Here is a 25,951-nt window from a genome sequence, read left to right as displayed (position 1 = left end):
TCAGACCATCTCCTCGAGTTCCTTGCCCTTGGTCTCCTGCACGAACCTGATCACGAACAGCGTGGCCAGTACAGCGAACAGTGTGTAAATCCCGTAGGCGAGTCCGAGGCCGACGCTCGACAGCGGCGGGAACGTGGTCGACACGACGAAGTTGGCCACCCACTGCGCGGACGCCGCGACGGCCAGTGCCATCGCCCGGATCTTGTTGTTGAACATCTCGCCGAGCATCACCCAGACCACCGGGCCCCACGAGCAGCCGAAGAACACCACGTACAGGTTGGCGGCCAGCACCGCGACGATCCCGGACCCGCCGAGCTGCGGGACCCCGTCGACCACCGGGGCGATGCCGAAGGTGATCGCCATGATCAGCAGGCAAAGCCCTTGGCCCGCGGCGCCGACCAGCAGCAGCGGCTTGCGGCCGACGCGGTCCACCAGCGCGATCGCGATGATCGTGGTCAGGATGTTGGTGACCGAGGTGATGACGCTGGTGAACATCGCGTCCTGCTCGGTGAACCCGACCGCCTGCCACAGCACGTTGGAGTAGTAGAAGATCACGTTGATGCCGGTGAACTGCTGGAACACCGACAGCAGGATGCCGACCCAGACGATCGGCATCAGCCCACCGCCCGCCTTGCGCAACACCGAGAACCCGGCGTGCTGCTGCTTGCCCTCCAGGCTCCGACCGATCTCGGCGATCTTCGCCTCGGTGTTGCCGCCGACGTAGCGGCGCAGGACCTCACCGGCCTTGCCGAGCTGCTGCTTGGCGACCAGGTAGCGCGGCGACTCCGGGATGGTCAGCGCCATACCGCCGTAGAGCAGCGCCGGGACGCCGAGGGAGAAGAACATCCAGCGCCAGGTCTCCAACCCGAACCACAGCGGCGCCGCCGCCGAACCCGAGCCGAGGACCAGCGCGTAGTCGACGAGCAGCGAGGCGAAGATGCCGATCACGATGGCGAACTGCTGCAGCGAGCCGAGGCGCCCGCGCAGCCGCGCCGGAGAGATCTCGGCGATGTAGGCGGGAGCGATGACCGACGCGGCACCGACGCCCGCCCCACCGATCAACCGCCAGAACGCCAGGTCGTAGATGGTGAACGCGAATCCCGAGCCCAGCGCGCTGACCAGGAACATCGCGGCGGCGACCAGCATGACCGGGATGCGGCCGAACCGGTCGGCCAGCCCGCCGGCGAACCAGGCGCCGATCGCCGCGCCGATCAGCGCGATGGCGACGGCGAGGCCGAGCATGAAGGCGCTCGCGTGGAAGAAGTCGCCGACCGCCTTCACCGCACCGTTGATCACCGCGGTGTCGTAACCGAAGAGGAAGCCACCCAACGCGGCGGTGCCGGTGACCAGGATGACGCGGCCGACGTGCGGCATCCCCTCCCCGGTCTGCTGCGTTCCGCCGTCCGAAACCGTGGCCATCACGATCCTCCTTGATCTAGCCCGACGCGCTCACCCTTCAGTGTGGTTGCCATCACACCTTGAAAACAAGACTTGAACGCTAAGAGGCGGTCGAACTGTAACTGCATTCGAGTGAAACCGACAGAAGTCGAACACAGACCTACGGTGTCGGCACCCCGACGACCCCATCGGGCGACCGGCCGGCGAGCTTCCCGGCGGCCAGCACCGAGGGGGAGGCACCGGCTGAGGCGATGACCAAGGCGCCGAGCAGGTGTGAACGCGCGCCCAGCTCGGCGAGCACCAGGTCGACGGCCTGCGCGGCGCTCGGGATGCCCTGCCGGTTGAGAGTACGGCGCAGCGAACCGAGCACAAGATCGTCGGCCTGCGCCAGCTCGCCGCCGATGATGACCCGGTCGGGGTTGAACACATTGCACAGGTTGGCGACAGCAACCCCGATATGGTGGCCTGCGTCTTCAAGAATTCGATGACAGGCGACGTTGCCGTCGCGTGCCATCCGCACCACGTCGGCGATCGTCAGGTCGGTGCCGTAGTTCGGCGCCAGCTGCGCCAGCAGCGCCGAGGTACCGACCAGCATCTCCAGGCAGCCCCGGTTGCCGCAGCGGCACAGCGCGCCGTACTCGTTCATCGTGACGTGCCCGATCTCGCCGGCCGTCCCGATCGAGCCCTGGTACAGCTCGCCCCGGATGACCAGCCCGGCGCCGACACCGTCGGACAGCTTGACGTACGCGACGTTCTCCGCGCCGCGACCCGCGCCCCACCGGTCCTCGGCCAGCGCGCCGAGGTTGGCGTCGTTGTCCACCCTGGCCGGTACGCCGAGCTGTTCGGTGGCGGCCGCGGCGGCGTCCACCCCGACCCAGCCGGGCAGCTGGGACGGCGCGCCGACCTGCCCGGTGCGCGAGTCGATCGGCGCGGGCAGCCCGATGCCGAGGCCGACCACCAGCTCACGGTCGATCTCCAGCTCGGTCAACAGTCGCGACAGGATGCGTTGCACCGCGTCGAGGCCGTCGTCGACCCGGTGATCCCAGTCCAGCTCCATCCGGTGCTCGGCGAGCACCTCATAGGCCAGGTCGGCGACGGCGACGGTCAGGTGCCGGTGCCCGAAGTCCGCCGCGACCAGGACGCCCGCGCCCCGGGACAGGCGGACCGCCTGCGCGGTACGGCCCCGGCTGACCGTCGGGGAGACACGCAGCAGCCCGGAGGCGCTGAGCTCGCGGACGATGTTCGACACCGTCGACGGCGCGAGCCCGGTGAAGCGGGACAGGTCGGCTTGGGTCATGGTCCCGGCGAACTGGAGCGCCTCGATCAGCCGAGCGTGGTTCGCCTCCTTCAACGAGGCGGGTGACCCCGGGCTAGGCCGACGCGCGCTTGGCTCCACCGCCACGATCCTAACCACGCCCCCACCCGCGAGTCGGTCCTCCCAGCACCCCGAGTCGCTCCCCTCAGCCCCGCGAGTCGCTACATTCCGCCCCGCGAGCCGCTAGATTTCGCTCCGCGAGTTGGGCCCCCAAGCACCGCGAGTCGCGCCCCGCAGCACCATGAGCCGCTGGCTTCCACCCCGCGAGTCGCTAGATTTCGCTCCGCGAGTCGCTAGATTCCGCCCCGCGAGTCGGGCCCCCAAGCACCGCGAGTCCCGCCCCGCAGCTCCATGAGCCGCTGACTTCCACCCCGCGAGTCGCCGATTCCGTCAGCGCGAGTCGGCCCCCAAGCACCGCGAGTCGCGCCCCCCAGCACCAGGAGCCGCTGGCTTCCATCCCGCGAGCTGCAGGTCGCGTGAGCGGCCATGTGTCGGGAGGCGCAACTCAGTGTGCTGAGACCCCCGACTCGCGCACCGCCGTACCCCACCGCGAGTCGGGGGATTTGGCAGGACGAGTCGGGGGATTCGTCAGCGGGCGTGTGCTCGGGCGCGCAACTCAGTGTGCTGAGACGCCCGACTCGCGGGGCTGGGTGGGATGCGCCTGTTTCTCCGCCCCGGAGGCGGAGGAAGAAGAACGTGGCGGGCGGGCCAGGGGCAGGCAACAGACGGCACCGACCACGCCCGCGGCCACGATGGACGCGCCGACCATCGCCTTGCCGCCGTGGTCGAACGCCCACGCCGCCATGAGCGGGGTCAGCACTCCGGCCCACGCGAGCGTCATCCCCCACAGGCCGTTGTAGAGACCGCGCAGGCGTTCAGGCGCGATGCGGTTGAGGACGTCGGAGATGGCTACGAACCACACCACCTCGCCCGGGATGCTGAGCACCACCGCCAGCACGTACCCGGGGGTGCTGTCGGCGAGCCCGACCGCGCCCATGGCGGTGCCCATGACGAGCGACCCCGCCGCCGCCTCCCACACCATCGGCCGCGCGGACGTGGCCCGCCTGCTCAGCCACGGGTTGATCAACGGGGTGAGGACGAGGACCGTCACCGCGTTGGCCACCTGCACGGCGCCGAAGTCCACCGACGGCAGGTGGTCGGCGGTCATCAGCAGTGGCAGGGCGGAGAACATCCCGGTCACCGGCACGAGCGCCCCGACCGAGCCGAGCAGCACCAACCAGAGCCGTACGTCCGCGAACGCCCTCGGACCGGCGCCCCGGCTGTCGCGCGACATCCTGCCGGGCACGTCCGCCTCGACGAACCGCAGGACGATCAGCCCGAACACCGCGCAGGCAGCGGCGTTGACCAGGTACAGCGTCGGCACGCCGAACGGTCCGGCGAGCAGGCCTCCGGCCGCCCCCGCGACCGCCACACCGACGTTCAGCGCGAAGTGGCGCCATCCGTTGATCCACGCGCGGCCCTCGTCGTCCGGCACCATCGCCGCGACGGCCGCGCTGATCACCGGCCGCGCCGCGTCGTAGATCACCCCGGCGAGGAACGCTCCGACGAGCAACACCGGCAGTCCCTCGGCCATGCCCAGCACCGGCAGCACGACGACGGACAACGACATCGCGGCGAGCAGTGTGGTGCGCCTGCCGATGTGGTCGGCCAGCCAGCCGCACAGCACCTGCCCGACCACCCAGCCGGCGCCGAACGTCGCCAGCACCCATCCGGTTGTGTCGGCGTCGTAGCCGCGGCCGTCGAGCAGGTAGGTCATGAACGGGTAGGCGAAGCCGGCGGCGCGGATCAGCATCTGTCCGCCGACGAGAACCCAGATCGCCGGGGGCATGGACCGCGCGGTGGTCGTCACGAGCCCGCCGCCGGCCGGTAGAGCGAGCCGTTGCGTTCCAGCTCCCGGATCGCCTGGTAGCTGTCCTCGATCACGTCCCGATCGCCGACGAGGTAGATCGAGTCCGGGCTGGTCAGCAGGTCGACGGTGGTGCGTACCGGGCTGCCACCGGTGACATGGTCGAGTGTGCCCGCGACGGCGGGCAGGTCGAGGACCTTCGCCCACGCGGCGCTGTCGATGGTTCCGTCGTACGGCGCGCACAACGTCACCCGACACGCGTGACGCAGAGTCCTCGGCTCCTGATCGGGGACCACCCGCCCGGAGACGACGGCGTCGACGGCCGCGCGCACGTGGTGCGTGCCGGTGGCCAGCGTCACGGCGTCCGGGTTGACCGGTCCTTCCGGCCGGACGCCCGTCTCGATCAGGATCGGCCCGGTCTCGGTGAGCATGACCTCGCTGTGTGCGGGTCCGAACCGGACGCCGACCGCGGTGATGGCCTCGCGCACGTAGGACGCGAGCAGCGTGTGGAGCTCCGGGTCCTCTTCCGGTGACAGCCACGCGGTGCGGTCGTACACGCCGTGACCGTCGGGGGTCTGGATGCGATGGTCGGCCCAGATCTCGGCGACCATGTGTTGCCCGGCCGCGCTGACCGTGTTGACGATGTACTGCATGCCGTGCACCTGCCGCTGCACGACGAGGGCGTCGTTGCTGCCGCCCATCGCGTTCGCCCGGCCGTGGATCGCGTGCCAGGCGGCCTCCAGCTCGGCCCGGCTCCGGCAGAACGCCACCCCGTCGCTGCCGGCGCTGTCCGCCGGTTTGACGACGTATCCCCTGGTCCCGATGTCGTGTGCCCAGTCGAGGGCCTCAGCGAGCCCGCTGGTGCGCAGCGTCGGGATCGCCGGCACCCCCGCGGCGCGCAGCGCCTCCACCATCGCGCCCTTGTCGCGTCTCGAGTCGCTGTGGGCCGGGTCGTTCCCGGGCAGGTCGAGCGCCGCGGACAGGGCGTCACCGAGCGGCACGCCGATCTCGGTGCCCGCCACGACCGCCCCGACTCCCAGCTCGCGCAACCGGGCCGCCGTCGCGGCGACGTCACCGGCATGCACGACGACGGACTCGAATGCCTCCGCTCGTAACGCGCCTCGGTACAGCGGCGGGATGACGTCGTCCGGCTCGACGACGGCCACGCACGTCCAGCCGCGACGGGCGAACTCGGTGACGTAGAAGGCCCCCGCGGAATAGGGGGCGACGACGGCCGCCACACCCTGCTCCGGGTCGTGGGCAGGCGCCACCGACACACGCTGGTCAGACATGTCAATTCTCCCCGGGATAAAGTTCTGGACACAGCGGAAAACAACTGCCGCACAGACAGTTCACAGCTTGTGCACAACGAATGCCCACCGCTCAGGCGACCCGGGACAGAATTCACCCAGGTGTCAACGTAATGGACGGTCGGCAGCACGTCGGGCGCGATCTACACCCGCTCAATCAGCGGTTTCAGGATACTTTAAAGAGTTCAACTAGGCACTTTGACCGTAGATGAACTCATACATAACTCATACCTGACACTGATACCGCGAGTCGGCCCGCCGCTTCCGGCTCGTTCCGCCCTGCCGGAGAAATCGATTACCGCATTGAGCGAGATGCATTCGAAACGGCGCGGCGGGTACTGATCGGTGATCGGTCGCAAGCCGGTGGTCGCCATCTCAGAAACAACACACCGGGCCGCTTCCGAACTACTTCCGACCTTCTTCCCACCGGGAAGGTCCGTGTGCTGAAACGGCCGACTCGATGTGCCGAGAACCCCGACTCGCGGGGATGCGGCGGGCGGCTAGCGAGTGGTGAGAGGGACGGCGTTGGGGCCTCGCAGGTTGACCCTGCCGTTCCAGGTGATGTCGTCCGCCAGTTCCAGCTTCGGGAAGCGGCGCACCAGGCGACCGAGCGCCACGCGGCCTTCGAGGCGGGCGAGCGACGCGCCGAGACAGTGGTGCGGGCCGCCGCCGAAGGACAGGTGGGACCGCGCGTTGGCCCGGTCCAGCTTCAGCTCGTCCGCGTCCGGTCCGAAGAAGTCCTGGTCCCGGTTGGCCGAGGCCAGCCCGGCGAGGACGAACGCGCCGGCCGGGATGACCTTGTCACCGACCTCGTACGGCGCGAGCATGATCCGCCTCGACTGCTGCACCGGACTGTCGTAGCGCAGCAGTTCCTCGACGGCACCTGCGTCCAGGTCCGGCCGGCCGGCGAGCAGCGCGAACTGGGCGGGGTTGCGCAGCAGGGCTATCGTGCCGTTCGAGATCAGGTTGACCGTCGTCTCGTGACCGGCGACGTAGAGCAGCACCACCTGGGCCACCAGCTCGTCGTCGGTCAGTGTGTCGCCGTCGTCCTCGGCCCGGATCAGGGCGGTCAGCAGGTCGTCTCCCCGCGAGCGGCGCTTGTCGACGATCACCTGGGCGATCCGCTCGTCCAGCTCCCGGCCCGCGGCGGCGATCGCGGCCAGCAGGTCGGGGTCGGTCACCGGCTCCAGCGAACGGACCAGCGTGCCGGCCAGCTCACGCAGCCGGGCGTGGTCGGTGTCGGGCATGCCGAGCATGTCGCAGATGACCGTGAACGGCAGCGGGTAGGCGAGCTCCTCGACCAGATCGGCCTGGCCGGCCTCGGCGATGCCCCGCTCGATCCGGTCCAGCGCGGCGTCCACCAGCTCGACCACCCGGGGCTCCAGCGCGTCGATGGCCCTCGGGGTGAACGCCTTCGACACCAGCCTGCGCAACCGGGTGTGGCTCGGCGGGTCGCGGTCCAGCATCGACCGCGAGAAGCTGCGGCCGTACTCCTCGCCGGCGGCGGCCTTGCGTGCCTCGTTCAGCAGGCTGTCGCCCGCGTTGCGGTCCTCGACCGAGTGCTTCGAGCGCAGCAGCGCGTTGACGTCGGCGTAGCGACCGAGGATCCAGAAGCCGAGCGGGTGTTCGTGCACCGGGTCGACGGTGCGCAGCTGGGCGAAGTGCGGGTACGGGTCTTCGGCGTATCCGGGCGCGAACGGGTTGAACACGTACGGCTCGGTTGCTGAGCTCGACATCGGGCCCTCACCTTCGTCGCTGCAGGCCAGGAATCACGGTCATACCGACAGTATGTTTGTAGACCCCAGGCATGCGTCGCGTCAAGAAGGCCGCCACGCTGGACCGCGCTCAGCTGAGGGCGGTGATCACATTCGGCGCATGCCTGACCAGGCTGCGTACCCCGCCAGCGCTGAACAACGCGAGCAGTTCGGCCATCGTCTCAGGGTCCGGACGCTCGGTCTCCCACTGCATCTCGAGCATCGCCCGCACCAACGAGGGGGCAACCGAAGCCAGGATCTCCGGCATCCGCCCCTCGGCCATGTCATCGCCTCGGTGCGCCCAGTACCGGCGCAATGCCTCGGCGTCTCGCTCATATTCCCACCGTCGGTACTCGATCACCGCGGGATGTCGCATCCGCCCACCCTCGCGGATCAGCCGCGCATGTTCGGGGTAACCCAGCTCGAACTGGAACTTGCTGGTGTAGCGATGTAGTGCCCAGTTCTTCGCCCGGCTGTCGTGAGCGGACTCGAGGCGCTCCACGATCACCCGTGCGGCACCGATCGTGCTGGCCAGTGCGGCGTCGAACAGAGCCTGCTTGTCGTCGAACTGCTCATAGACCGACTGTCTGGTGACTCCCGCGGTCGCCGCGACCTGCTCGATCGTGGTCGCTAACAGACCTGTCCGCGCGAACTCGCCCCGTGCCGCGTCCAACACGACGACCCGAAGCTCCTCGGACGGCAGCTTGCGAGGACGCCCCGGTCCGCGACGCGGCGAACTCGACACCGCACCACCTTAACCGCAGCGTATCGTCCTCCTCGGTCGACATCACGCACAGTCGCGGACCGTCACAGCAGCTCAACCGAGCGCACGTAGTGCCGCCGAGCCGTGCTTGAGCAGCGTGTCGATCCCGCCCGAGGTGAACACGGTCACCATCTCCGCCACGACCGCGGCGCTCGGCTGCGGGCCTTCCCATCGTTGGTCGAGCATTGCGCGGGCCAGCGCTCCCGCAAGTCTGGCGATCAGCTGCGGAGAGTGCCCCGAGTCGAGCTCGATGCCCTGACTGCGCCAGTACGCCCGCAGTCCGGCCGCATTGCTCTCGACTTCCGCCTGGAGGGCTTTCGCCATCCCCGGATGTCCGACCCGCCCGGCTTCCCGCATCAACCGCACGTGCTCCGGATTCGCCAGACTGAACTCGACCAGGACCGCGTAACGACGCAATGGCCAGTCCCGCGCGGTCGGATCGAGCTCACGGTCGGCGGCGGCCAGCACCTCGGCACCGAAGGCGAACGAATCCCGCACCGCCGCGTCGAACAGCGCCTCCTTGGAACTGAAGTGTTCGTAGATCGCCTGCCGGCTCACACCGGCAGCTCTCGCTATGCCGTCGATCGTCGCGGCGGAGAACCCCACGTCGCCGAACACCCTTCGCGCCGTGTTCAGGACCAGCTCATGAACTTCATCGGCCGGAATCTTCCTCGGCCTGCCAGGCCCTCGACCCGATGAACTTGACATAGCGCTATATCCTAACTCAGGATTATCGACAGGCGTGACGGAAAATAACGTCAACTTAGGGTGCGCTGATTCCCCCAGCGCACCCGGCCTCCAGAAACGACGAGCGGAGTGCGCACATGGCGAACCCTGCCCTCAGAGTGATCCACGGTGCCAGCCTCGGCGGCTCCGTCGACCCGAGGATCTGCGCCGAGTCGCACGGGGTGTTCCGCTTACGTCGGCTCATCGAACCACCGCTCGCGGCCCGCGCGTGCCGGATGCACACACCCGACAGCCTCGATCGCATCGAGGCGCTGATCGTCCGCTTCCACGGTCGACCGGTCAGCGCGGACGATGCCTACCAGGCCCAATACGAGTTCCTGCGTGACCTGATCGCTCCCGCCGCGAACGACTGGGATCTGCGGACGATCGGTCCGCTCTGGTGGGAGTTCGGCCAGCGGGTCAGGCACGCGATGAACCTCCTCGCCGGGCAGCCGCTGGAGTTCATGCTGGAGGACATCCACCGGCCGCTGGTCACCGCGTACCGGATCGGCGATCCGGTCGAGGCTTCCGCGGCGACCCAGTGCCACATCGACCTGTGTGAGAGCGCCACGATGCGCCTGTTCGCCTTGGCCAGCCAGGTACGGACCTCGCCGCCGTCGGTGGGCACGGGAGCTTAACGGGATCCGCGCTCCCTGAGAACGTCCTTAACCTGACTGTGAGACTGATTGGCCCGAGCGGGTGATATTGCTCGATCGCGTCGCGCGCCGTGCAGTCAGGCCTTTACCGTCCGTCATTATTGGGGTTCGCTTTCGAGCAGACGTCTGCACAGAGCCGACTTCCCCGGCGCCGGAAAGGACACTCGGATGCCCGCCCAGCCGACGCCCCCGTCGCCGGCCACCGCCTCGGCCCGGCCCGAGCCAAGGCACATCCGCGCCGGGCTCACCGAGCTGGTCCTCGATGTGGCGCGGACCCCGGCGACCGAGTGCGACACGGCTGTTCTCCTGCGCCAGATCTGCATCGAGCTGACCGAGCTGTGCGGACTGGTCGGGTGTGGCGCGCTGATCCTGGACAGTTCCACCGGTGTGGTGCGTGAGGTCGCCGGTTCGCACCCGGAGGCCGAGCAGCTGACCCGGCTGGTCCACCAGCTCGGGGAGGACGCCGGCCTGACCGCGCTGCGTTCAGGGCGACCGGCGGCCGCGGTGGATCTGACCGAGGCACGCACCGTGCTCGCCGAAGCCGCCGGACGGGTCGGCTTACCGGTCACCGCCGCCGTGGGGCTGCGTGCCGTCGGCGAGCTCGTCGGTTGTCTGCAGCTGTTCGGCGCGGACCTCGAATCGCTGTCCGACGAGCTGCTCCGCGAGCTGCGACCGCTCGCCGACGTTCTCGGCGCGGCACTGCACGACGCCGAGGCCTACCGTTACTCCGCGACGATGGTCAGTCAGCTGTCCGCCGCGCTGGACTCACAGCGTCCGATCGAGCAGGCCAAGGGGCTGCTCGCGGAGCGCCATCACATCGATCTGGACGCCGCCTACCGCATGCTGCGGGACCAGGCGAGACGCCGGGAAAGCTCGGTCGCGGCCGTTGCCATCGAGGTCGTCGGCCTGAGCTGGAAGAACACCGAGCACCGAGCGTCGGAGAACGGCCACGGCGAGTTACCCGAGCCGGGCACCGCCGAACTGCCGGAACAGCGCGCCCTCCCCACGGACCGCGAAAAAACCCCGTGAGTGGCGAGTGGTCCTATGGGACCACTCGCCACTCACGGCTTCGATCAGGCCGCGGCTGACTCGGAAGCCGCCTTGCGCAGCGAGTCCGGCACGGCGAAGCGCTCGCCGTACTTCGTGGCGAACTCGTCGGCGCGGGCCACGAAACCGGCCTTACCGCCCGGGTAGCCGTCGATGTACTGCAGCACACCACCGGTCCAGGGCGGGAAGCCGATGCCGAAGATGGACCCGATGTTGGCGTCCGGCACCGTCGTCAGCACTCCCTCGTCGACGCAGCGCCAGGTCTCCAGGGACTCGATGATGAGCATCCGCTCGGAGAGCTCCTTGAGGTCGACGTCGTGGTTCGTCGCCCCGAACTTCTCCCGCAGACCCGACCAGAGGCCGGCCCGCTTGCCGTCGGCGTACTCGTAGAACCCGGAGCCGGTGCTCTTGCCCTTGCGCCCGAACTCGTCGACCATCCGGTCGATGATCTCCTCGGACGGGTGCTCGTTCCACTTCTGACCGGCCGCCTCGACCGCCGCGCGCGTCTCCTTGCGGATCTTCTGCGGCAGGGTCAGGGTCAGCTCGTCCATGAGCTGCAGCACCGGGGCCGGGTAGCCGGCCTGCGAGGATGCCTGCTCGATGGTCTGCGGGTCGATGCCCTCGGCGAGCATGGCGACGCCCTCGCTGATGAAGGTGCCGATGACCCGGCTGGTGAAGAAGCCCCGGCTGTCGTTGACCACGATCGGCGTCTTCTTGATGCCGATCGTCAGGTCGAACGCCTTGGCCAGCGCCGCGTCCGAGGTCTTCTCACCCCGGATGATCTCCACCAGCGGCATCTTGTCGACCGGGGAGAAGAAGTGCAGGCCGATGAAGTCGCCCTGACGGTCCAGGCCGGCAGCCAGCTCGGTGATCGGCAGCGTCGAGGTGTTCGAGCACAGCAGCGCGTCCGGCTCGACGACCTTCATCGCCTCCCGGAACACCTCCTGCTTGAGCGCGACCGACTCGAAGACCGCCTCGATGATCACGTCGGCGCCGGCGAGGTCGTTGTAGTCGTCGGTCGGGGTGATCCGCTGCAGCAGCGCCTCACCCTTCTCCAGCGAGGTCTTGCCGCGCTTGACGCCCTTGGCGACCAGGCTCTCGGAGTACTCCTTGCCCTTCTCGGCCGCTTCGAGGGAGACGTCCTTGAGTACGACCTCCCAGCCGGACAGCGCGCACACGTACGCGATGCCCGCACCCATCATCCCGGCGCCGAGCACCGCGACCTTGGTGGGCTGCCACTTGTCGTGACCGTCCGGGCGGGACTTGCCGTTGTTGATCGCCTGCAGGTCGAAGAAGAACGCCTTGGTCATGTTCGTCGAGACCTGGCCGGTGACCAGCTCGACGAAGTAGCGGCCCTCGATCTTGATGGCGGTGTCGAAGTCGACCTGCGCGCCTTCGACGGCGGCCGCGAGGATGTTGCGCGGCGCCGGCATGGGCGCACCCTTGAGCTGCTTGCGCAGGTTCGCCGGGAACGCGGGCAGGATCGACGCGAGCTTCGGGTTGGACGGCGCGCCGCCGGGGATCTTGTAGCCCGGCTTGTCCCACGGCTGTGCCGCCTCGGGGTTCGCCGCGATCCAGGCCTTGGCCTTCTCCAGCATCTCTTCCTTCGACGAGGCCAGCTCATCGATGATGCCGACCTCGAGTGCCTTGGCCGGCTTGTGCCGCTGGCCCTGGGCCAGGACGTTCATGAAGCCGTTGGCGATGCCCAGCAGGCGGGTGATGCGCACGACGCCACCGCCACCGGGCAGCAGGCCGAGCGTGACCTCGGGCAGACCGTAGATCACGCCGGGCGCGTCGAGCCCGATGCGGTGGTGGCAGGCAAGGCCGATCTCCAGGCCACCGCCGAGCGCGGTGCCGTTCATCGCGGCGACGACCGGGCGACCGAGGGTCTCCAGCCTGCGCAGCTGAGCCTTGACCTCGGTGACGTTCGTCAGCACCTCGGGGGCGTCCGCAGGAGTGGCCTTGACCAGGCTCTCCAGGTCACCACCGGCGAAGAAGGTCTTCTTCGCCGAGGTGAGGATGACGCCGGTGATGTTGTCCTTGTCGGCGACGAGTGCGTCGATGCACTCACCCATCGCCTCTTTGTAGCGGTCGTTCATGGTGTTCGCGCTGCGGCCCGGGTCGTCCAGGGTCACCACGACGATGTTGTCGGCGCCTTTTTCCCAGCGCACGGCCTTCTCGCTCATTACCTTCAGACCCTCTCGATGATGGTGGCGATACCCATGCCGCCGCCGACGCACAGCGTGGCGAGGCCGCGACGCTGGTCGCGGCGCTCCAGCTCGTCGAGCAGGGTGCCGACGATCATCGCGCCGGTGGCACCGAGCGGGTGGCCCATGGCGATGGCGCCACCGTTGACGTTGGTCTGCTCGTGGGAGATGCCCATGTCCCTGATGAAGCGCAGCGCGACGGCGGCGAACGCCTCGTTGATCTCGAACAGGTCGATGTCGTCGACCGTCAGACCGGCCTTGGCCAGCGCCTTGCGGCTCGCCGGCGCGGGGCCGGTCAGCATGATCGTCGGGTCGGCACCGGACACCGCGGTGGCCAGGATGCGGGCCCTCGGGGTGATCCCGGCGGCCTTGCCAGCGGCCTCGTTGCCGATCAGGACCAGCGACGCGCCGTCCACGATGCCCGACGAGTTGCCGGCGTGGTGCACGTGGTTGATCTTCTCGACCCAGTGGTAGCGCTGCAGCGCGACGGCGTCGAAACCGCCCTGCTCGCCCATCATCGCGAAGGACGGCTGGAGCGAGCCCATCGTCTCCAGGGTGGCGTTCGCGCGGACCTGCTCGTCGCGGTCCAGCACGGTGATGCCGTTGCGGTCCTTCACCGGCACGACGGAACGGGCGAAGTAGCCGTTCGCCCATGCCTTGGCGGCGCGGGTCTGCGACTCCACCGCGAACGTGTCGACGTCCTCACGCGACCACCCCTCGAGGGTCGCGATCAGGTCGGCGCCGATGCCTTGGGGCACGAAGCCGGTCTCGTAGGAGGTGTCCGGGTCCATCGCCCAGGCGCCGCCGTCGGAACCCATCGGGACGCGGGACATCGACTCGACGCCGCCGGCGAGCACCAGGTCCTCCATGCCGGAGCGGACCTTCAGCGCGGCGGTGTTGACGGCCTCCAGGCCGGATGCGCAGAACCGGTTGAGCTGTACGCCGGCCACCGTGTCGGGCAGGCCGGCCGCGATCGCGGCGGTCTTGGCGATGTCGCCACCCTGGTCGCCGATCGGCGAGACGACGCCGAGCACCAGGTCGTCGATCGTGTTCGTGTCGAGCTCGGGGAAGCGTCGCCGAATCTCGTCGATCAGCCCCACGACCAGCGAGATCGGCTTGACCTCGTGCAGCGAACCGGAGGCCTTGCCCCGGCCGCGCGGGGTACGAATCGCGTCGTAGATGTACGCCTCGGGGATGCCCCCAGCGGAACCACTCATTGGAAATCTCTCCCGGTTCGGGTGCGACTCTGCATTCGACTTCTTTGTTACAGTAACGCTGTCATATAGGTCAAGCACCAGCTAGGCTGCCTCAACGTGACCCATGCCTCAACCGAAGCGCCTAACGCGGACCCGCTGCTGACCGTCGACCAACTGGCCGGCCGCACCGGGGTCAGCGTGCGCACGATTCGCTTCTACGCGGGTAAGGGACTGCTCCCGCCGCCGATGCTGCGCGGCAGGGTCGGCCTGTACGGCCCGGACCATCTTGCCCGCCTCGAGCTGGTTGCGGAACTGTCCGGGCTGGGGTTCACCCTTGCCGCGATCGAGGGATACCTGGCGCGGCTGCCCGAGTCGGTCGGCGCGGAGACGCTCATGCTGCAGCGAGCGCTGCTGACACCGTGGATTCCGGAGTCACTCGACGAGATCACCCTCGATGAGCTGCACGAACGCGCCGGGCGAATCCTGTCCGACGACGAGGTGACCTCACTCGAGGTGCTCGGCACGATCGAGCGTCGCGACGACACGGTGATCCTGCACGGTGCCGCAACCCTGACCCCCACCTTGGCGCTGCTCGATCTCGGCTACCCGCCGGAGACGCTGCGCCGCTCACACGAGCTGATCACCAAGCACACCAGTGCATTGGCCGACGGACTGATGGAGCTGTTCCAGGAGGAGGTCCTGCAGCCCTACCGCGACCGGGGCAAACCGGCGTCCGAGCGGACCAGGATGCGCGAGATGCTCCTCCGGATCAAGCCGCTGACCGTGCAGGGCGTCATGACGGCGTTCGGCCGCGCGGTGAACCGCAACATCCGCGAACGCTTCGCCGAACGTCCCTGACCCACCCGGGCGGGTCGCGCAAAGGCCTGCCGTACGACCTCGCAGACCTTGATGTCGTGTCGCAGATGTCGCGACATCTGCGACACGACACGAAGCTCTGCGAAGCGGTGCTGGTGTAGCTCGCCGCATAGGGTTGACGATGTGTTCAGCTTCCCGGTGACCGTGCGGTACATGGAGGTCGACGCCCAGGGCGTCGTGTTCAACGGCTGGTACCTGACCTATTTCGACGAAGCCATGGCGGGCTTCTTCAACCATGGCGGGCTGCCGTACCAGGCCATGCTGGACGCCGGTTTCGATGTCCAGCTGGTCCGCTCGGAGATCGACTACAAGGCCGGTGTCCGCTGGGGTGACCCGATCGTGGTGAACGTGTCGGCATCCCGGTTCGGGCGCACCAGCTTCGTGCTCGACTTCCAGGTCCGGCGCAGCGCCGAGCCGGGCGCCGAGGTGTGCACCAACGGGCGCACCGTCTACGTCGTGGTGCACGCGAAGGAACACACGAAGCGCGAGATTCCAGACCTGATCAGGAACGCACTCGGCGAACCGGATCCGCTCTTCTGACCTACTTCTTGGTGGCCCGTTCCAGGTAGGACGCGGTCCAGCCGTCCTGGCTGCGCACGTTCCACAGCTGCTCCACCTCGACGTCCTCGTCGACGCGGTAGCGCGCGATGCGGTCCACCGTGTCACGGCGCAGCTGCCGCTTGGTGAGGGTGAACGTGTCGGCCGGGATCGCGGTGGCGAGCCGGGTGGCCACCTCGACGGACCGGTCCAGCAGCGTGTCGGCGTCGACGACCTCGTCGACGAGCCCCAGCGCGAGCGCCTGGGCCGGGGCGAGCAGGTCGGCGCCGAAGACGAGCCGGTTGGCCACCTGGGGGCCGACCGCGTGCACCATGACGTCCAGCGCCACGCGGGGGAACGCCACTCCGACGATCGCCTCCGGGATGCCGATCCGCCCCTTGCCCTCGGCCATCACCCGGGCGTCGGCACAGGCGGCGAGCACAGCGCCACCGGCGATCGCGTGCCCGTTGACGGCCGTGACCACTGGGAAGTCGGCGGTGAACACGGTCAGCAGCGCCTCGCTCAGCGCCGGCAGGAACTCCTTGGTGTACGCGGCCCCGCCGTCCAGGAAGCTCCGCAGGTCGACGCCCGCCGAGAACGCGCGCCCGGACCCGGTGAGCACCACCGCGGCCGGCCGGTCGGCGGCGAGGTCGGTGAACACCTGGGTGATCTCCCGCAGCAGGGCGGTGTCCATGATGTTCACCTGCCCGTTCACCAGGCTGAGTACGGCGACATCTCCGGCGTCTTTGCGGTCGATCATGCGGACCAAACTACCTGCCCGAACGCGGGATGCTCGCCGAAGCAGCCAAGTTCACGTCCGACGATATCCAAGATCACCACGGGCTCATGGCTAATTCTCGGCCGAAAAACAGCCATGAGCCCGTGGTGATCATGCTTGAGGGCTACCTGACGGCCCCGGTCATGATCTCGACGAGGCTCTCGCGCAGCCAGCGGTGGGCGGGGTCGGCGTCCACTCGCAGGTGCCAGGCCATCTCCATCCGCACGGCGGGCAGCTTCAGCGGGATCTCCAGGATCGTCAGCGGCAGGTGCCTGCTGATCTGGGCGGCGAACTCGCCGGGTAGCAGCGCGAGCACGTCGGACTCCAGCGCCATGAAGCAGGCCGAGCTCAGCGTCGGCACGGTGGCCAGCACGGTCCGGGACAGTCCCAGCTCGGCGAGCCGGTCGTCGACCACGCTGAACGCCCGGCCCCGGCGGGACACCGTGAGGTGCGGCAGCGCGGCGAACCGTTGGACCGTCAGCGGCTCACGCGCATAGGGGGCGTCGCGGCGGGCCAGCGCGACGTAGTGGTGCTCGTGCAGGAACGTGGAGCGGACGTCGGGCGGGAGCTCGGGCATCGCGCCGACATCCAGATCGATGCGTTCGCGCAGGTCGGCGGGCTCCTCGTCGCCCTCGGGCACGACGCGCAACCGGATGCCCGGTGCCTCTCGGGCGATCTTCGCGGTCAGCGCGGACCCGGCGAGCAGGGTGAACCCGTCGTTGGACCGGACGACGAACTCCCGCCGCACCGACGCGATGTCGGCGGGCTCCGGCGGCCGCAGCGTCGCGAGTGCCTCGGCCAGCGCAGCGGTGACGCGGGGCTGCAGCTCACGGGCGCGCGGGGTCAAGGTCAACCCGCGCCCGGACGGAACCAGCAGCTGGTCGCCGGTGACCCGGCGCAACCTGCCGAGTGTGCGGCTCATCGCGGACGCGGACACCATCAGCTCGGCCGAGGCCCCGGACACGCTGCCGGTGCGCAGCAACGCGTCGAGCGCGGGCAGCAGGTTCATGTCTGGGAGTTGCATCAGACGCAAGTCTGACAGAACAACACGGAACTTGTGCGCATCATTTGGCTGACGGAACCTGAATGACGTGATAGATACGCATCTCCGTCGCACCGCGCTGCTCGTCGCGGGCTGCTTCTTCATGGAAAACATCGACACGACGATCGTGGCCACCTCGGCGCCAGCACTGGCCGCATCACTGCACGTCACGCCCGTCGCGACCAGCATGGTGCTCACCGCCTACCTGCTCGCGCTGGCCATGTTCATCCCGCTCGGCGGGTGGCTGACCAGCCGGTTCGGTGCGCGCCGGATCTTCATGGCCGCGATCACCGTGTTCACCGTCGCGTCGCTGGGCTGCGCGGTGAGCACGAACCTCACCCAGCTCGTCGCAACGCGGGTGCTGCAGGGCGTCGGCGGCGCGATGATGGTGCCGGTCGGCCGCATCGTGGTGATGTCGGGCGCCGCGAAGAAGGACATCCCGAAGATCATGTCCTTCGTGCTGTGGCCGGGGCTGATCGCGCCGGTGATTGCGCCGCTGGTCGGCGGCCTGATCACCACGTACGCGAGCTGGCGATGGATGTTCGGGATCAACATCCCGCTGGGCGTGCTCGCGTTCGTCGCGGCATGGCGGCTCAACCTCGCCGACACCGTCGCCGCCGAACGCGCGCCGCTGGACTGGATCGGGCTGCTGCTCACCGGCCTCGGCCTGGGCGGGCTCAGCTACGCGGGCCACCTGATCGCGGACGACGGTGCATCAGCCCCGGTCACGACCGGTGTCGGCGTCGGCTCACTCGTCCTGCTTGTCGCCGCGGTGGCCCACCTGCGGCGCACCGCGTACCCGCTGATCGACCTGAGCCCGCTGCGGGTGCCCACGTTCCGGGTCGCGGCGCTCGGCGGATCGCTGATCTTCATGGTCGTCATGGCAGTTCCGTTTCTGCTGCCGCTGCTTTTCCAGGAGGTCTTCGGCTGGAGCCCGGTGTTCTCCGGTGCCGTGGTGCTGTTCGTGTTCATCGGCAACGTGGCGATCAAACCGCTGGTCAACCCGCTGGTCAACCGGTTCGGGCTGCGGCGGTTGCTGATCGCGTCCTCGGTGCTGTTCGCCCTCACCATGGCCGGTTGCGCGGCGCTGAGCGCGACGACACCGCTCGTCGTCATCGCCGCGCTGGTGTTCGTCAGCGGGGTGGCCCGTTCGGTCGGGCTGGGCAGTGTCGCGATCCTGACGCTCTCCGAGATCCCGAACTCGATGATGCGGCACGCGAACACGCTCGCGTCGGCACTGACCCAGACCGCGATGGGGCTCGGCGTCGCGGTGGCGGCGGTGGGCCTGCGGATCGGCACGCTGCTCAGCGGTACGCCGTCGGATGCGTTCCGCGTCGACTTCGCCCTGCTCGCCCTGCTGGTGCTGGCCGCCCTGCTGAACATCCTGCGCCTGCACCGCACCGCGGGCGACGCGGTGCGTGAGCCCGCGCGCGTGTGACCGCGCACCCCGCGTCCACACCGCGCGGTGTGCACGGTGCGCGGCGTGCACGCGAGATGCGCGGCGTGAGCGGGGGAGGTGCGCGGCGTGCGGGAGGTGCGCGGCGTGGGCGCGAGGTGCGCGGGGTGCGTGCGACGCGGTGCGTGAACCCGCGCGCGCGTGACCGCGCACCCCGCGTCCACACCGCGCGGTGTGCACGGTGCGCGGCGTGCACGCGAGGTGCGCGGCGTGGGCGCGAGGTGCGCGGGGTGCGGGCGACGCGGTGCGCGGGGTCAGGATTGGGGACGGCGGGGGCGCAGGGCCAGGGTTGCGGTCAGCAGCAGGATCAGCGCCGAGGTGCCGAAGGCCGCACGGTAGCCGGCCAGCTCCGCCACCACACCCAGGCCCACCGCGCCGATGCCGGTACCGCCGTCGTAGGCGATGTTCCACCAGGCGCTCGCGGTGCCGTACCGGCGACGACCGGCGGCCGCGAACAGGGTGACCATCGAGTCGTTCTGCACCAGACCGAAACCCACGCCGACCAGCACCGCGCCCAGCGCCTGCGCCGTCCCGGCGAGCCCACCCGGCTGCCCGGCGGCGAACATCACCACGAGCATGCCCGCCAGCACACACAGCACCCCCGGCCGCAGCAGCCGACCGCCCAGCCCACGCCGATCGACCAGCTCACCGCACAGCAACCGACCCAGTACGGCACCGCCGGACATGCCGAACAGCGCGATCGGCACCGCGACCCCCGGTCCGGCCGCCGCCAGCGGAACGAACGTGACCACCCCGCCCTGCGCGAGCGAACAGCTGGTCAGCGCCAGCACGGGAGGCACGGCCGCGCGCACCCACGACCCGGCCGGGACGAGCTCGTCGGGCGCGAGGACCGGCGCGGTCGCCGACGGCGCGGGCACCCGCAGGAACGGCATCACCAGCAGCCCGAGCAGCGGCGACGCACCGGCGATCAGCACCGCGCTGAACCCGACCCGCTCGACCAGCGCCACCCCGACCGGCAGCAGGAACAGCTGCGGCAACCCGATCGCCAGCCCGTAGCGCGCCGACGCGCGGCCGTGCTCGGCCGGCGTCACGAGCTCGGCGACCAGCGCACTGCCGGACACGGTGAGCAACCCGAACCCGATCCCCCGCACCGCCGAGATGAGCAGCACCGGCACCAGCTCGGGCGACAACGCGAGCCCCGGCGTCGGCGCACCCATCAGCACCATGCCGACGACCAGCACCCAGCCGTGTCCCACCCGGTTCAGCAACCACGGCACGACCAGCTGGGTCAGCACGGTGAGCAGCATGAACACGCCGGTGCTCGCGCCGGAACCCGCCGCGCCCGCCCCGCCGCGCGCGGCCCACAGCGGGACGACGGACAGCAGTAACGAGTACCCCCCGAAGGCCAGCACGGACAACCCGAGCATCAGTCGGAACGGTGCACTCCGCAGTCCAGTCATCGTTTGCCTACGTTATCCGGGTGCGCCCCTTCCCCGATGCCACGTTTCCCGCGGATCCGTACCCGGGCGCGGTGCCGGACTGTTCGTTCGTCCACCTCGACGGAGTCGGGTATCCGCTGCGGCACCGCGAGTCGGGCTGGCGCACCGGGCCGGACGGTCTCGACGAGTGGCTCGCCGCCCGCGACGCCGTTCCCGTGGCCGGGCGGCTGCCGGTGCTGGCCTACGGTTCGAACCGCTGCCCCTCGAAGATCACCTGGCTGCGGGAGTCCCTCGGGCTGTCCGGTCCGGTGGTGGTGCTGACCGTCGTCGTCGAGGACGTGGCGGCGGTCTGGGCTTCGGGTTTTCGGGTCCGCGACGGTCAACGCCCGGCCACACTCGCCGCCATGCCCGGCACCAGGGAACGGCATTCCCTCTGGCTGGCGACCCCGGACCAGCTCGCGGTGCTCGACCGCTGCGAGGGCCGGGGTATCCGCTACCGCCTGGCCCGGCTGCGCTCCGGCACGGTGCGAACCGAGGATGGCGCAGTGGTCGACCGCCCGCACACCTACCTCGGGCAGACCTCGATCCGTCTGCCCCTGCTGGTCGACGGTGTCCCGGTCCGCTGCACGGACGTCGACCAGCTCACCGCGCGTGAGCTGCGCGGCGAACCGGCGGACTCCGACGGCCTGCTCACCGACGAACCGGACCGCTGACGAAAACGACTCCGGGCCCCGCCGACAGGATCGACGAGGCCCGGAGCAGGTCGTGCGGCTCAGGCCGCCGCGGACTTCTCCTTCAGCACGTTCGCCGAGGACCCCGGGAGCGGCTTACCGGCGCTCTCCTTGATCGACAGCACGCCGAGCAGCGAGATCACCGCGGCCACGGCGATGTAGACGCCGGGCAGCGCGGGCGAGTTCAGGCTGACCACCAGACCCGACATGATCGCCGGCGCGGTGCCACCGAAGATCGACGTCGAGAGGTTGTAGCCGATCGAGAACCCGCCGTACCGGACGTCGGTGTCGAACAGCGCGGGCAGCGTCGCCGACATGGTGCCGAGCAGCATCACCAGCAGCGCCGCCAGGATCACCAGACCGCCGACCGTGCCACCGAACGTTCCCTGGCCCATGAGCAGGTAGGCGGGGTAGGACAGCAGGATGAACCCGACGCAGCCGGTCACGATGATCGGCTTCCGGCCGATCCGGTCGGACAGGGCACCCACCGGGATGATCACGATCATGATCGCCACCATCATCGCCAGGATGTACAGCAGCGCCTGGGTCGCCGGGATCTTGAGCGTCACCTCCAGGTAGGACGGCATGTAGAACATGACCGCATACACGGCGACGTTGTAGAAGAGCACCAGGATGAAGCACCGGACGATCGGGCGCCAGTGCTTGACCAGCAGCTCCTTCAGCGGCGACTCGGCGACGTGCGCTTCCTGCTCCAGCTGCTGGAAGGCCGGGGTGTCCTCCAGCTTGTTCCGCAGGTACAGGCCGATGAGGCCGAGCGGCCCGGCGATCAGGAACGGGATGCGCCAGCCCCAGGAGTTCATGTCGTCGTGCGGCAGCACGACCTGCATCGCGGTGACCAGGCCGGCCGCGAGCACGAACCCGCCGGTGGTGCCGAGCTCGAGGAAGCTGCAGTAGAAGCCGCGCCGCTTGTCCGGCGCGTACTCGGCGATGAACGCGGCGGCGCCGCCGTACTCGCCGCCCGTGGCGAAGCCCTGCACCAGGCGCAGGACCACCAGCAGGATCGGTGCGAGCCAGCCGACCGTCGGGAAGTTCGGCAGCAGGCCCATCAGGAAGCTGGCGCCGGACATCACGATGATCGTCAGCGACAGGACCTTCTTGCGACCGATCCGGTCGCCGAGCGGACCGAGGATCGTGCCGCCGATCGGCCGCACCAGGTACGCCACCGCGAACAGCGCGAGCGACAGCACCAGGTTCTTTTCAGGGTCGCCACCCGGGAAGAACTGGCTGGCGATGTACACCGCCACATAGCTGTAAATCCCGTAGTCGAACCACTCGACGAGATTTCCCATCGCGGCCGCACCGACCGCCTTACGTACTGTGGCTTCGTCGACTTCCGTCGCCGTGCCCGCCGCCTCTGGTGTGCTCATGTTGTGGTCCCTCTCCCCTGTTTCCCGGGGACGGTAGGGCCTCGAACGGGTGACCGCAACCGCTGACCATGCACGTGAACAGGGTAAATGGGGCCGCTACCTGCAGGTTCTCGCTAAGTGAGAACATTGTAAACAATCGACACCGCTGATTGTCGACAACGTTGCGCAAGCGTTTCGTCACGCCCGGGAATCCGAAGAGGCGCCGAGCTCAGCCGAAGATCGTGTCGCCGATCAGGTAGACGTTCAGCGCGATGATGAGCGCCGCGATCACCCATGCCGCGAACGTCGTGATCGGACGGTTGACCAGTGCGCCCATGACGTCGCGGCGACGGGTCAGCAGGACCATCGGCACCAGCGCGAACGGGATGCCGAACGACAGCACGACCTGCGACACGATCAGGCTGTCGGTGGTCGGCAGCCCGAGGCCGAGCACGACGAGCGCGGGCAGCATCGTCAGCCCGCGGCGCAGGTAGAGCGGGATGCGGCGGCGGATGAAGCCCTGCATGACGACCTGGCCCGCGTAGGTCCCGACGCTCGACGAGGAGAGCCCGCTGGCCAGCAGCGCGATCGCGAACGCCAGTGCGGCACCGCCGCCGATGAGCTGACCGAGGCCGGCGTGCGCGGCTTCGATCGAGTCGACCTCGGTGTGCCCGCCGGCGTGGAACAGCGACGCGGCGATGGCCAGCATCGACAGGTTGATCAGGCCGGCCATGCCGAGCCCGACGAACACGTCGAACCGCTGGTAGCGCATCACCTCGCGGCGTTCGGCATCGTTGCGCGTGGCCACCCGGTTCTTCGTGAGCGCCGAGTGCAGGTAGACGACGTGCGGCATGACCGTGGCGCCGATGATCCCGGCGGCCAGCACGACGCTCTGACTGCCGGAGAAGCTCGGCACCAGGCCGGACACGACGCCGCTGACCGAGGTGCCGACCGTCAGCAGGTCATACAGGAAACCGAAGAACACGAGCGCGAGCAGCGCGACGATCGCCAGCTCGAAGCGCCGGTAGCCACGCTGTTCGAGGGCCAGGATGGCGAACGCGACGACGGCGGTGATCAGCCCGGCGGGGAAGAGCGGCACGCCGAACAGCAGGTTCAGCCCGACCGCGGCGCCGACGAACTCGGCGAGGTCGGTGGCCATCGCGATGAGCTCCGCCTGCACCCACAGGCCCCGGGACACCGGGCGGGGGAAGTGTTCGCGGCACAGCTCGGGCAGGTCCTTACCGGTGGCGACGCCGGTCTTCGCGGACAGGTACTGCACCAGCATCGCCATCAGGTTGGCCAGCACGATGACCCAGACCAGGGTGTAGCCGAACTGGGCGCCGGCGGTGAAGTTGGTGGCGAAGTTGCCGGGGTCGACGTAGGCGACGGCCGCGACGAACGCCGGGCCGAGCAGTGCCACGGGCCCGCGTACGCGACCGCGCGCACGAATCTGGGTCAGTGCACTCGGCTCCGCGTCGATCGCCGGTTTCGCCATGCCTAACTTTAAGATGCGGAGCGGCGAACAACAAGGTTAGGTGGGCCACTCAGGCATCGATACGGACCCACATCGCCTCGACCAGCTCCGGCCCGAGCTGCCGGGTCCGGCAGTGCGGCTCGATGCCGACCCGCACGACGAACGAGCCACCGTACGGCGCGCGCTCCAGAACCTCGAGACGCTCACCGAGGCTGATGTCCTCCGAGGTCAGGTGCCGCAGCATGCCGGGATCGACGTCGTCGACCCTGACGAACTGCCCGCCGAGACCGGGCTCGACGGTCGACAGCCGCTGCGCGTCCCAGGGTTCGAGCCTGCCGTCCTTGCTCGGGATCGGGTCGCCGTGCGGGTCGACCCGGGGGTTGCCGAGCCGCTCCGAGATGCGGTCCAGCATGCGGTCGGAGACGGCGTGTTCGAGTACCTCGGCCTCGTCGTGCACCTCGTCCCAGCCGTAGCCCAGCGCCGAGACCAGGTACAGCTCGATCAGCCGGTGCCGCCGCACCACGCCCAGAGCGACGCCGCGCCCGGTGTCGGTGAACGCGATGTTGCCGTACTTGGGGTGTTCGAGGAGCTCCAGCTCGCACAGTTTGCGCACCATGCCCGACACCGAGGACGCGGACACGCCCATTCGCTCGGCCAGCCGGGAGGTGGTGATCTCACCGTCTTCGCGTTCCTCGAACGCGTAGATCACCTTGAGATAGTCCTCGATCGCCGCCGAGTACCGCTGTTCGGACTCGGATTTCACACAGCTCAGCCTAGGCGAACACCGGATCGAATCGATGCGAGGTTCACCAACGTCACGCCCAACGAGGGCAAGTGATCAGTCGAAAGGCCTCACCCGAGCGCCGGAGGCGATCCACTGGGCCATCTCCGCGACGACCCAGAGGTTGCACGGCGACAGCGGCGCACCCCGGGACGACGTCCGACATCCCTGACAGTGTCCCGTCTCATCCGGCATGTGCTTGGCCAACAGATACCGCCAGGTGTCCGGATGGTGCTCGGCCAGCAACTCCGCGACACCACGCTGAATCTCGGCCGGCGTGCTCATGGATCCCCCCAGTGACCAGGCCGTCCCTTCGACGGCTTGATATAGAGTTGCACAAGATCCGCAAATTCCAAAACGTGTGCGATTGTGAACGATTATTTGTGTGATCTAGAGGTTCTCGGGCATGCTTGCCCGCGATGCCACCACCACTGAAGAACTCCGTGGCCCAGCGCCGGGTCGGCCTGGAGCTACGTCGGCTGCGTTCCGAGGCCGGCCGCACCCTGTCCGATGTCGCGACCGCGATGGAGTGGTCGATCGCGAAGCTGAGCCGGGTGGAGAACGGCGAGGGCCCCATCCTCGGCCGGGACGTGCGTTTTCTCTGCGACATGCTCGATGCCGAACCGGGAGTGGCCGATGCGCTGGTGGAACTGGTGAGACAGGCCAGGACCCCGGGCTGGTGGGAGCCCTACCGCAACGTCCTCGGCAACAACTACATCCCGTTCGAGGCCTCCGCCACCGAGGTACACGAGTTCCAGCTGGAACTGATCTGCGGCCTGCTCCAGACCCCGCCGTACACCAGGGCGATCATGCGCCAGTCGGCCCGCGAGGACACCGAGGACCAGCTCGAACAGCGAGTCGAGCTGCGCCAGCAACGCCAGGCCGCGCTCCGCCGAGGAGACAAGCCGCTCAGGCTCTGGACCGTGCTGAGCGAGGGCGCGCTACTCCGTCAGGTAGGCAGCCCCGACATCATGCAGGCCCAGCTGCTGCACCTGGTCGATCAGTCCGAGCGTCCGAACATCGACGTGCAGATCCTGCCGTTCACGGCCACGGAGCGCCCGCCGATGGGTACTACCTTCATGATCCTGCACTTCGAAGCGGGCGACCCGCTGGTGTTCAGCGGCGGGATCAGCTCGGTCCACGAGGTGGAAGAGCCCCGAGACCAGCGACGCGCGCTGGTCGCGTTCGACCGCTTGCGTGCGGCAGCAGCCAGCCCGGAGGATTCCCGACGTATCATCATGGAGGCCGCCAAGGCGGTCTCATGACGATG

General features: G+C 69.0%; 23 protein-coding genes. 7 read left to right on the top strand and 16 right to left on the bottom strand.

What is annotated here, in order from left to right; all coding sequences use genetic code 11:
- The 7 genes from G406_RS0114225 to G406_RS53960 form a co-directional block, all read right to left on the bottom strand.
- On the bottom strand, nucleotides 1–1,419 hold the full coding sequence (locus G406_RS0114225) for a sugar porter family MFS transporter (protein WP_028934373.1): 1,419 nt from the start codon (nucleotides 1,417–1,419) through the stop codon (nucleotides 1–3).
- 139 nt (nucleotides 1,420–1,558) lie between these two features.
- Nucleotides 1,559–2,749, bottom strand: a complete 1,191-nt coding sequence (locus G406_RS46790) for an ROK family transcriptional regulator (RefSeq protein WP_211241143.1) — start codon at nucleotides 2,747–2,749, stop codon at nucleotides 1,559–1,561.
- Nucleotides 2,750–3,329: 580 nt separating this feature from the next.
- The gene (locus tag G406_RS46785) at nucleotides 3,330–4,583 is read right to left on the bottom strand and encodes an MFS transporter (protein WP_051342084.1); all 1,254 of its coding nucleotides are present in this window, start codon (nucleotides 4,581–4,583) and stop codon (nucleotides 3,330–3,332) included.
- Nucleotides 4,580–5,872, bottom strand: coding sequence for an ATP-grasp domain-containing protein (locus tag G406_RS0114210; RefSeq protein ID WP_084216051.1), 1,293 nt, complete (start codon nucleotides 5,870–5,872; stop codon nucleotides 4,580–4,582). The genes G406_RS46785 and G406_RS0114210 overlap by 4 nt, the downstream gene beginning before the upstream one ends.
- A 518-nt stretch (nucleotides 5,873–6,390) precedes the next feature.
- Nucleotides 6,391–7,626, bottom strand: a complete 1,236-nt coding sequence (locus tag G406_RS0114205; protein ID WP_028934371.1) for a cytochrome P450 — start codon at nucleotides 7,624–7,626, stop codon at nucleotides 6,391–6,393.
- Between the two features lie 109 nt (nucleotides 7,627–7,735).
- Complete coding sequence (locus G406_RS53965; RefSeq protein WP_051342082.1) at nucleotides 7,736–8,389, bottom strand: TetR/AcrR family transcriptional regulator; 654 nt, start codon at nucleotides 8,387–8,389, stop codon at nucleotides 7,736–7,738.
- Nucleotides 8,390–8,461: 72 nt separating this feature from the next.
- The gene (locus tag G406_RS53960) at nucleotides 8,462–9,115 is read right to left on the bottom strand and encodes a TetR/AcrR family transcriptional regulator (protein WP_084216050.1); all 654 of its coding nucleotides are present in this window, start codon (nucleotides 9,113–9,115) and stop codon (nucleotides 8,462–8,464) included.
- 116 nt (nucleotides 9,116–9,231) lie between these two features.
- Between G406_RS53960 and G406_RS53955 the strand changes: the two genes are divergently transcribed.
- Together G406_RS53955 and G406_RS0114185 are read left to right on the top strand one after the other, a co-directional pair.
- Nucleotides 9,232–9,771: an FCD domain-containing protein gene (locus G406_RS53955; protein ID WP_084216049.1), complete on the top strand. Its 540-nt coding sequence runs from the start codon at nucleotides 9,232–9,234 to the stop codon at nucleotides 9,769–9,771.
- 186 nt (nucleotides 9,772–9,957) lie between these two features.
- Nucleotides 9,958–10,818, top strand: coding sequence for a GAF and ANTAR domain-containing protein (locus G406_RS0114185; protein ID WP_028934369.1), 861 nt, complete (start codon nucleotides 9,958–9,960; stop codon nucleotides 10,816–10,818).
- Between the two features lie 44 nt (nucleotides 10,819–10,862).
- Here G406_RS0114185 and G406_RS0114180 read toward each other — a convergent pair whose 3' ends face one another.
- Nucleotides 10,863–13,022 (bottom strand): 3-hydroxyacyl-CoA dehydrogenase NAD-binding domain-containing protein, encoded by a 2,160-nt coding sequence (locus tag G406_RS0114180; RefSeq protein ID WP_028934368.1) that lies wholly within the window; start codon nucleotides 13,020–13,022, stop codon nucleotides 10,863–10,865.
- Nucleotides 13,023–13,027: 5 nt separating this feature from the next.
- Nucleotides 13,028–14,260: an acetyl-CoA C-acetyltransferase gene (locus G406_RS0114175; protein ID WP_037076573.1), complete on the bottom strand. Its 1,233-nt coding sequence runs from the start codon at nucleotides 14,258–14,260 to the stop codon at nucleotides 13,028–13,030.
- 96 nt (nucleotides 14,261–14,356) lie between these two features.
- On the opposite strand from G406_RS0114175, the gene G406_RS0114170 reads away from it, so the two are divergent.
- Both G406_RS0114170 and G406_RS0114165 read left to right on the top strand, forming a co-directional pair.
- Nucleotides 14,357–15,097: a MerR family transcriptional regulator gene (locus G406_RS0114170; RefSeq protein ID WP_037076571.1), complete on the top strand. Its 741-nt coding sequence runs from the start codon at nucleotides 14,357–14,359 to the stop codon at nucleotides 15,095–15,097.
- Between the two features lie 141 nt (nucleotides 15,098–15,238).
- The gene (locus G406_RS0114165) at nucleotides 15,239–15,655 is read left to right on the top strand and encodes an acyl-CoA thioesterase (RefSeq protein WP_028934365.1); all 417 of its coding nucleotides are present in this window, start codon (nucleotides 15,239–15,241) and stop codon (nucleotides 15,653–15,655) included.
- Between the two features lies 1 nt (nucleotide 15,656).
- Here G406_RS0114165 and G406_RS0114160 read toward each other — a convergent pair whose 3' ends face one another.
- The gene (locus G406_RS0114160) at nucleotides 15,657–16,412 is read right to left on the bottom strand and encodes an enoyl-CoA hydratase/isomerase family protein (protein WP_028934364.1); all 756 of its coding nucleotides are present in this window, start codon (nucleotides 16,410–16,412) and stop codon (nucleotides 15,657–15,659) included.
- Between the two features lie 142 nt (nucleotides 16,413–16,554).
- Complete coding sequence (locus tag G406_RS0114155) at nucleotides 16,555–17,454, bottom strand: LysR family transcriptional regulator (RefSeq protein ID WP_028934363.1); 900 nt, start codon at nucleotides 17,452–17,454, stop codon at nucleotides 16,555–16,557.
- Nucleotides 17,455–17,521: 67 nt separating this feature from the next.
- Here G406_RS0114155 and G406_RS0114150 point away from each other — a divergent pair, with 67 nt between their 5' ends.
- On the top strand, nucleotides 17,522–18,910 hold the full coding sequence (locus tag G406_RS0114150) for an MFS transporter (protein ID WP_028934362.1): 1,389 nt from the start codon (nucleotides 17,522–17,524) through the stop codon (nucleotides 18,908–18,910).
- Between the two features lie 272 nt (nucleotides 18,911–19,182).
- Here the strand turns inward: G406_RS0114150 and G406_RS0114145 are convergent, their stop codons facing one another.
- Nucleotides 19,183–20,316 (bottom strand): MFS transporter, encoded by a 1,134-nt coding sequence (locus G406_RS0114145; RefSeq protein ID WP_245607115.1) that lies wholly within the window; start codon nucleotides 20,314–20,316, stop codon nucleotides 19,183–19,185.
- A gap of 53 nt (nucleotides 20,317–20,369) precedes the next feature.
- On the opposite strand from G406_RS0114145, the gene G406_RS0114140 reads away from it, so the two are divergent.
- Entirely contained in the window at nucleotides 20,370–21,041 is a 672-nt protein-coding gene (locus G406_RS0114140) for a hypothetical protein (RefSeq protein WP_051342080.1), read from the top strand.
- Nucleotides 21,042–21,100: 59 nt separating this feature from the next.
- Here G406_RS0114140 and G406_RS46765 read toward each other — a convergent pair whose 3' ends face one another.
- The 4 genes from G406_RS46765 to G406_RS0114120 form a co-directional block, all read right to left on the bottom strand.
- Nucleotides 21,101–22,447, bottom strand: a complete 1,347-nt coding sequence (locus G406_RS46765) for an MFS transporter (protein ID WP_051342079.1) — start codon at nucleotides 22,445–22,447, stop codon at nucleotides 21,101–21,103.
- Nucleotides 22,448–22,655: 208 nt separating this feature from the next.
- Complete coding sequence (locus G406_RS0114130; RefSeq protein ID WP_037076568.1) at nucleotides 22,656–23,921, bottom strand: Nramp family divalent metal transporter; 1,266 nt, start codon at nucleotides 23,919–23,921, stop codon at nucleotides 22,656–22,658.
- 49 nt (nucleotides 23,922–23,970) lie between these two features.
- A complete protein-coding gene (locus tag G406_RS0114125; protein ID WP_028934358.1) occupies nucleotides 23,971–24,663 on the bottom strand; it encodes a metal-dependent transcriptional regulator in 693 nt (230 codons plus the stop codon).
- Nucleotides 24,664–24,738: 75 nt separating this feature from the next.
- Nucleotides 24,739–24,966, bottom strand: a complete 228-nt coding sequence (locus tag G406_RS0114120; RefSeq protein ID WP_028934357.1) for a hypothetical protein — start codon at nucleotides 24,964–24,966, stop codon at nucleotides 24,739–24,741.
- A gap of 134 nt (nucleotides 24,967–25,100) precedes the next feature.
- On the opposite strand from G406_RS0114120, the gene G406_RS0114115 reads away from it, so the two are divergent.
- Nucleotides 25,101–25,946: a helix-turn-helix domain-containing protein gene (locus G406_RS0114115; protein WP_037076566.1), complete on the top strand. Its 846-nt coding sequence runs from the start codon at nucleotides 25,101–25,103 to the stop codon at nucleotides 25,944–25,946.
- Nucleotides 25,947–25,951: the final 5 nt, after the last annotated feature.

This window comes from Actinospineispora spinosispora DSM 44797, from assembly GCF_000429025.1.
GTDB lineage: Bacteria > Actinomycetota > Actinomycetes > Mycobacteriales > Pseudonocardiaceae > Pseudonocardia > Pseudonocardia spinosispora.
Note: the sequence above shows the minus strand (reverse complement) of the source record. Positions and strands in the feature narration are given on the sequence as shown.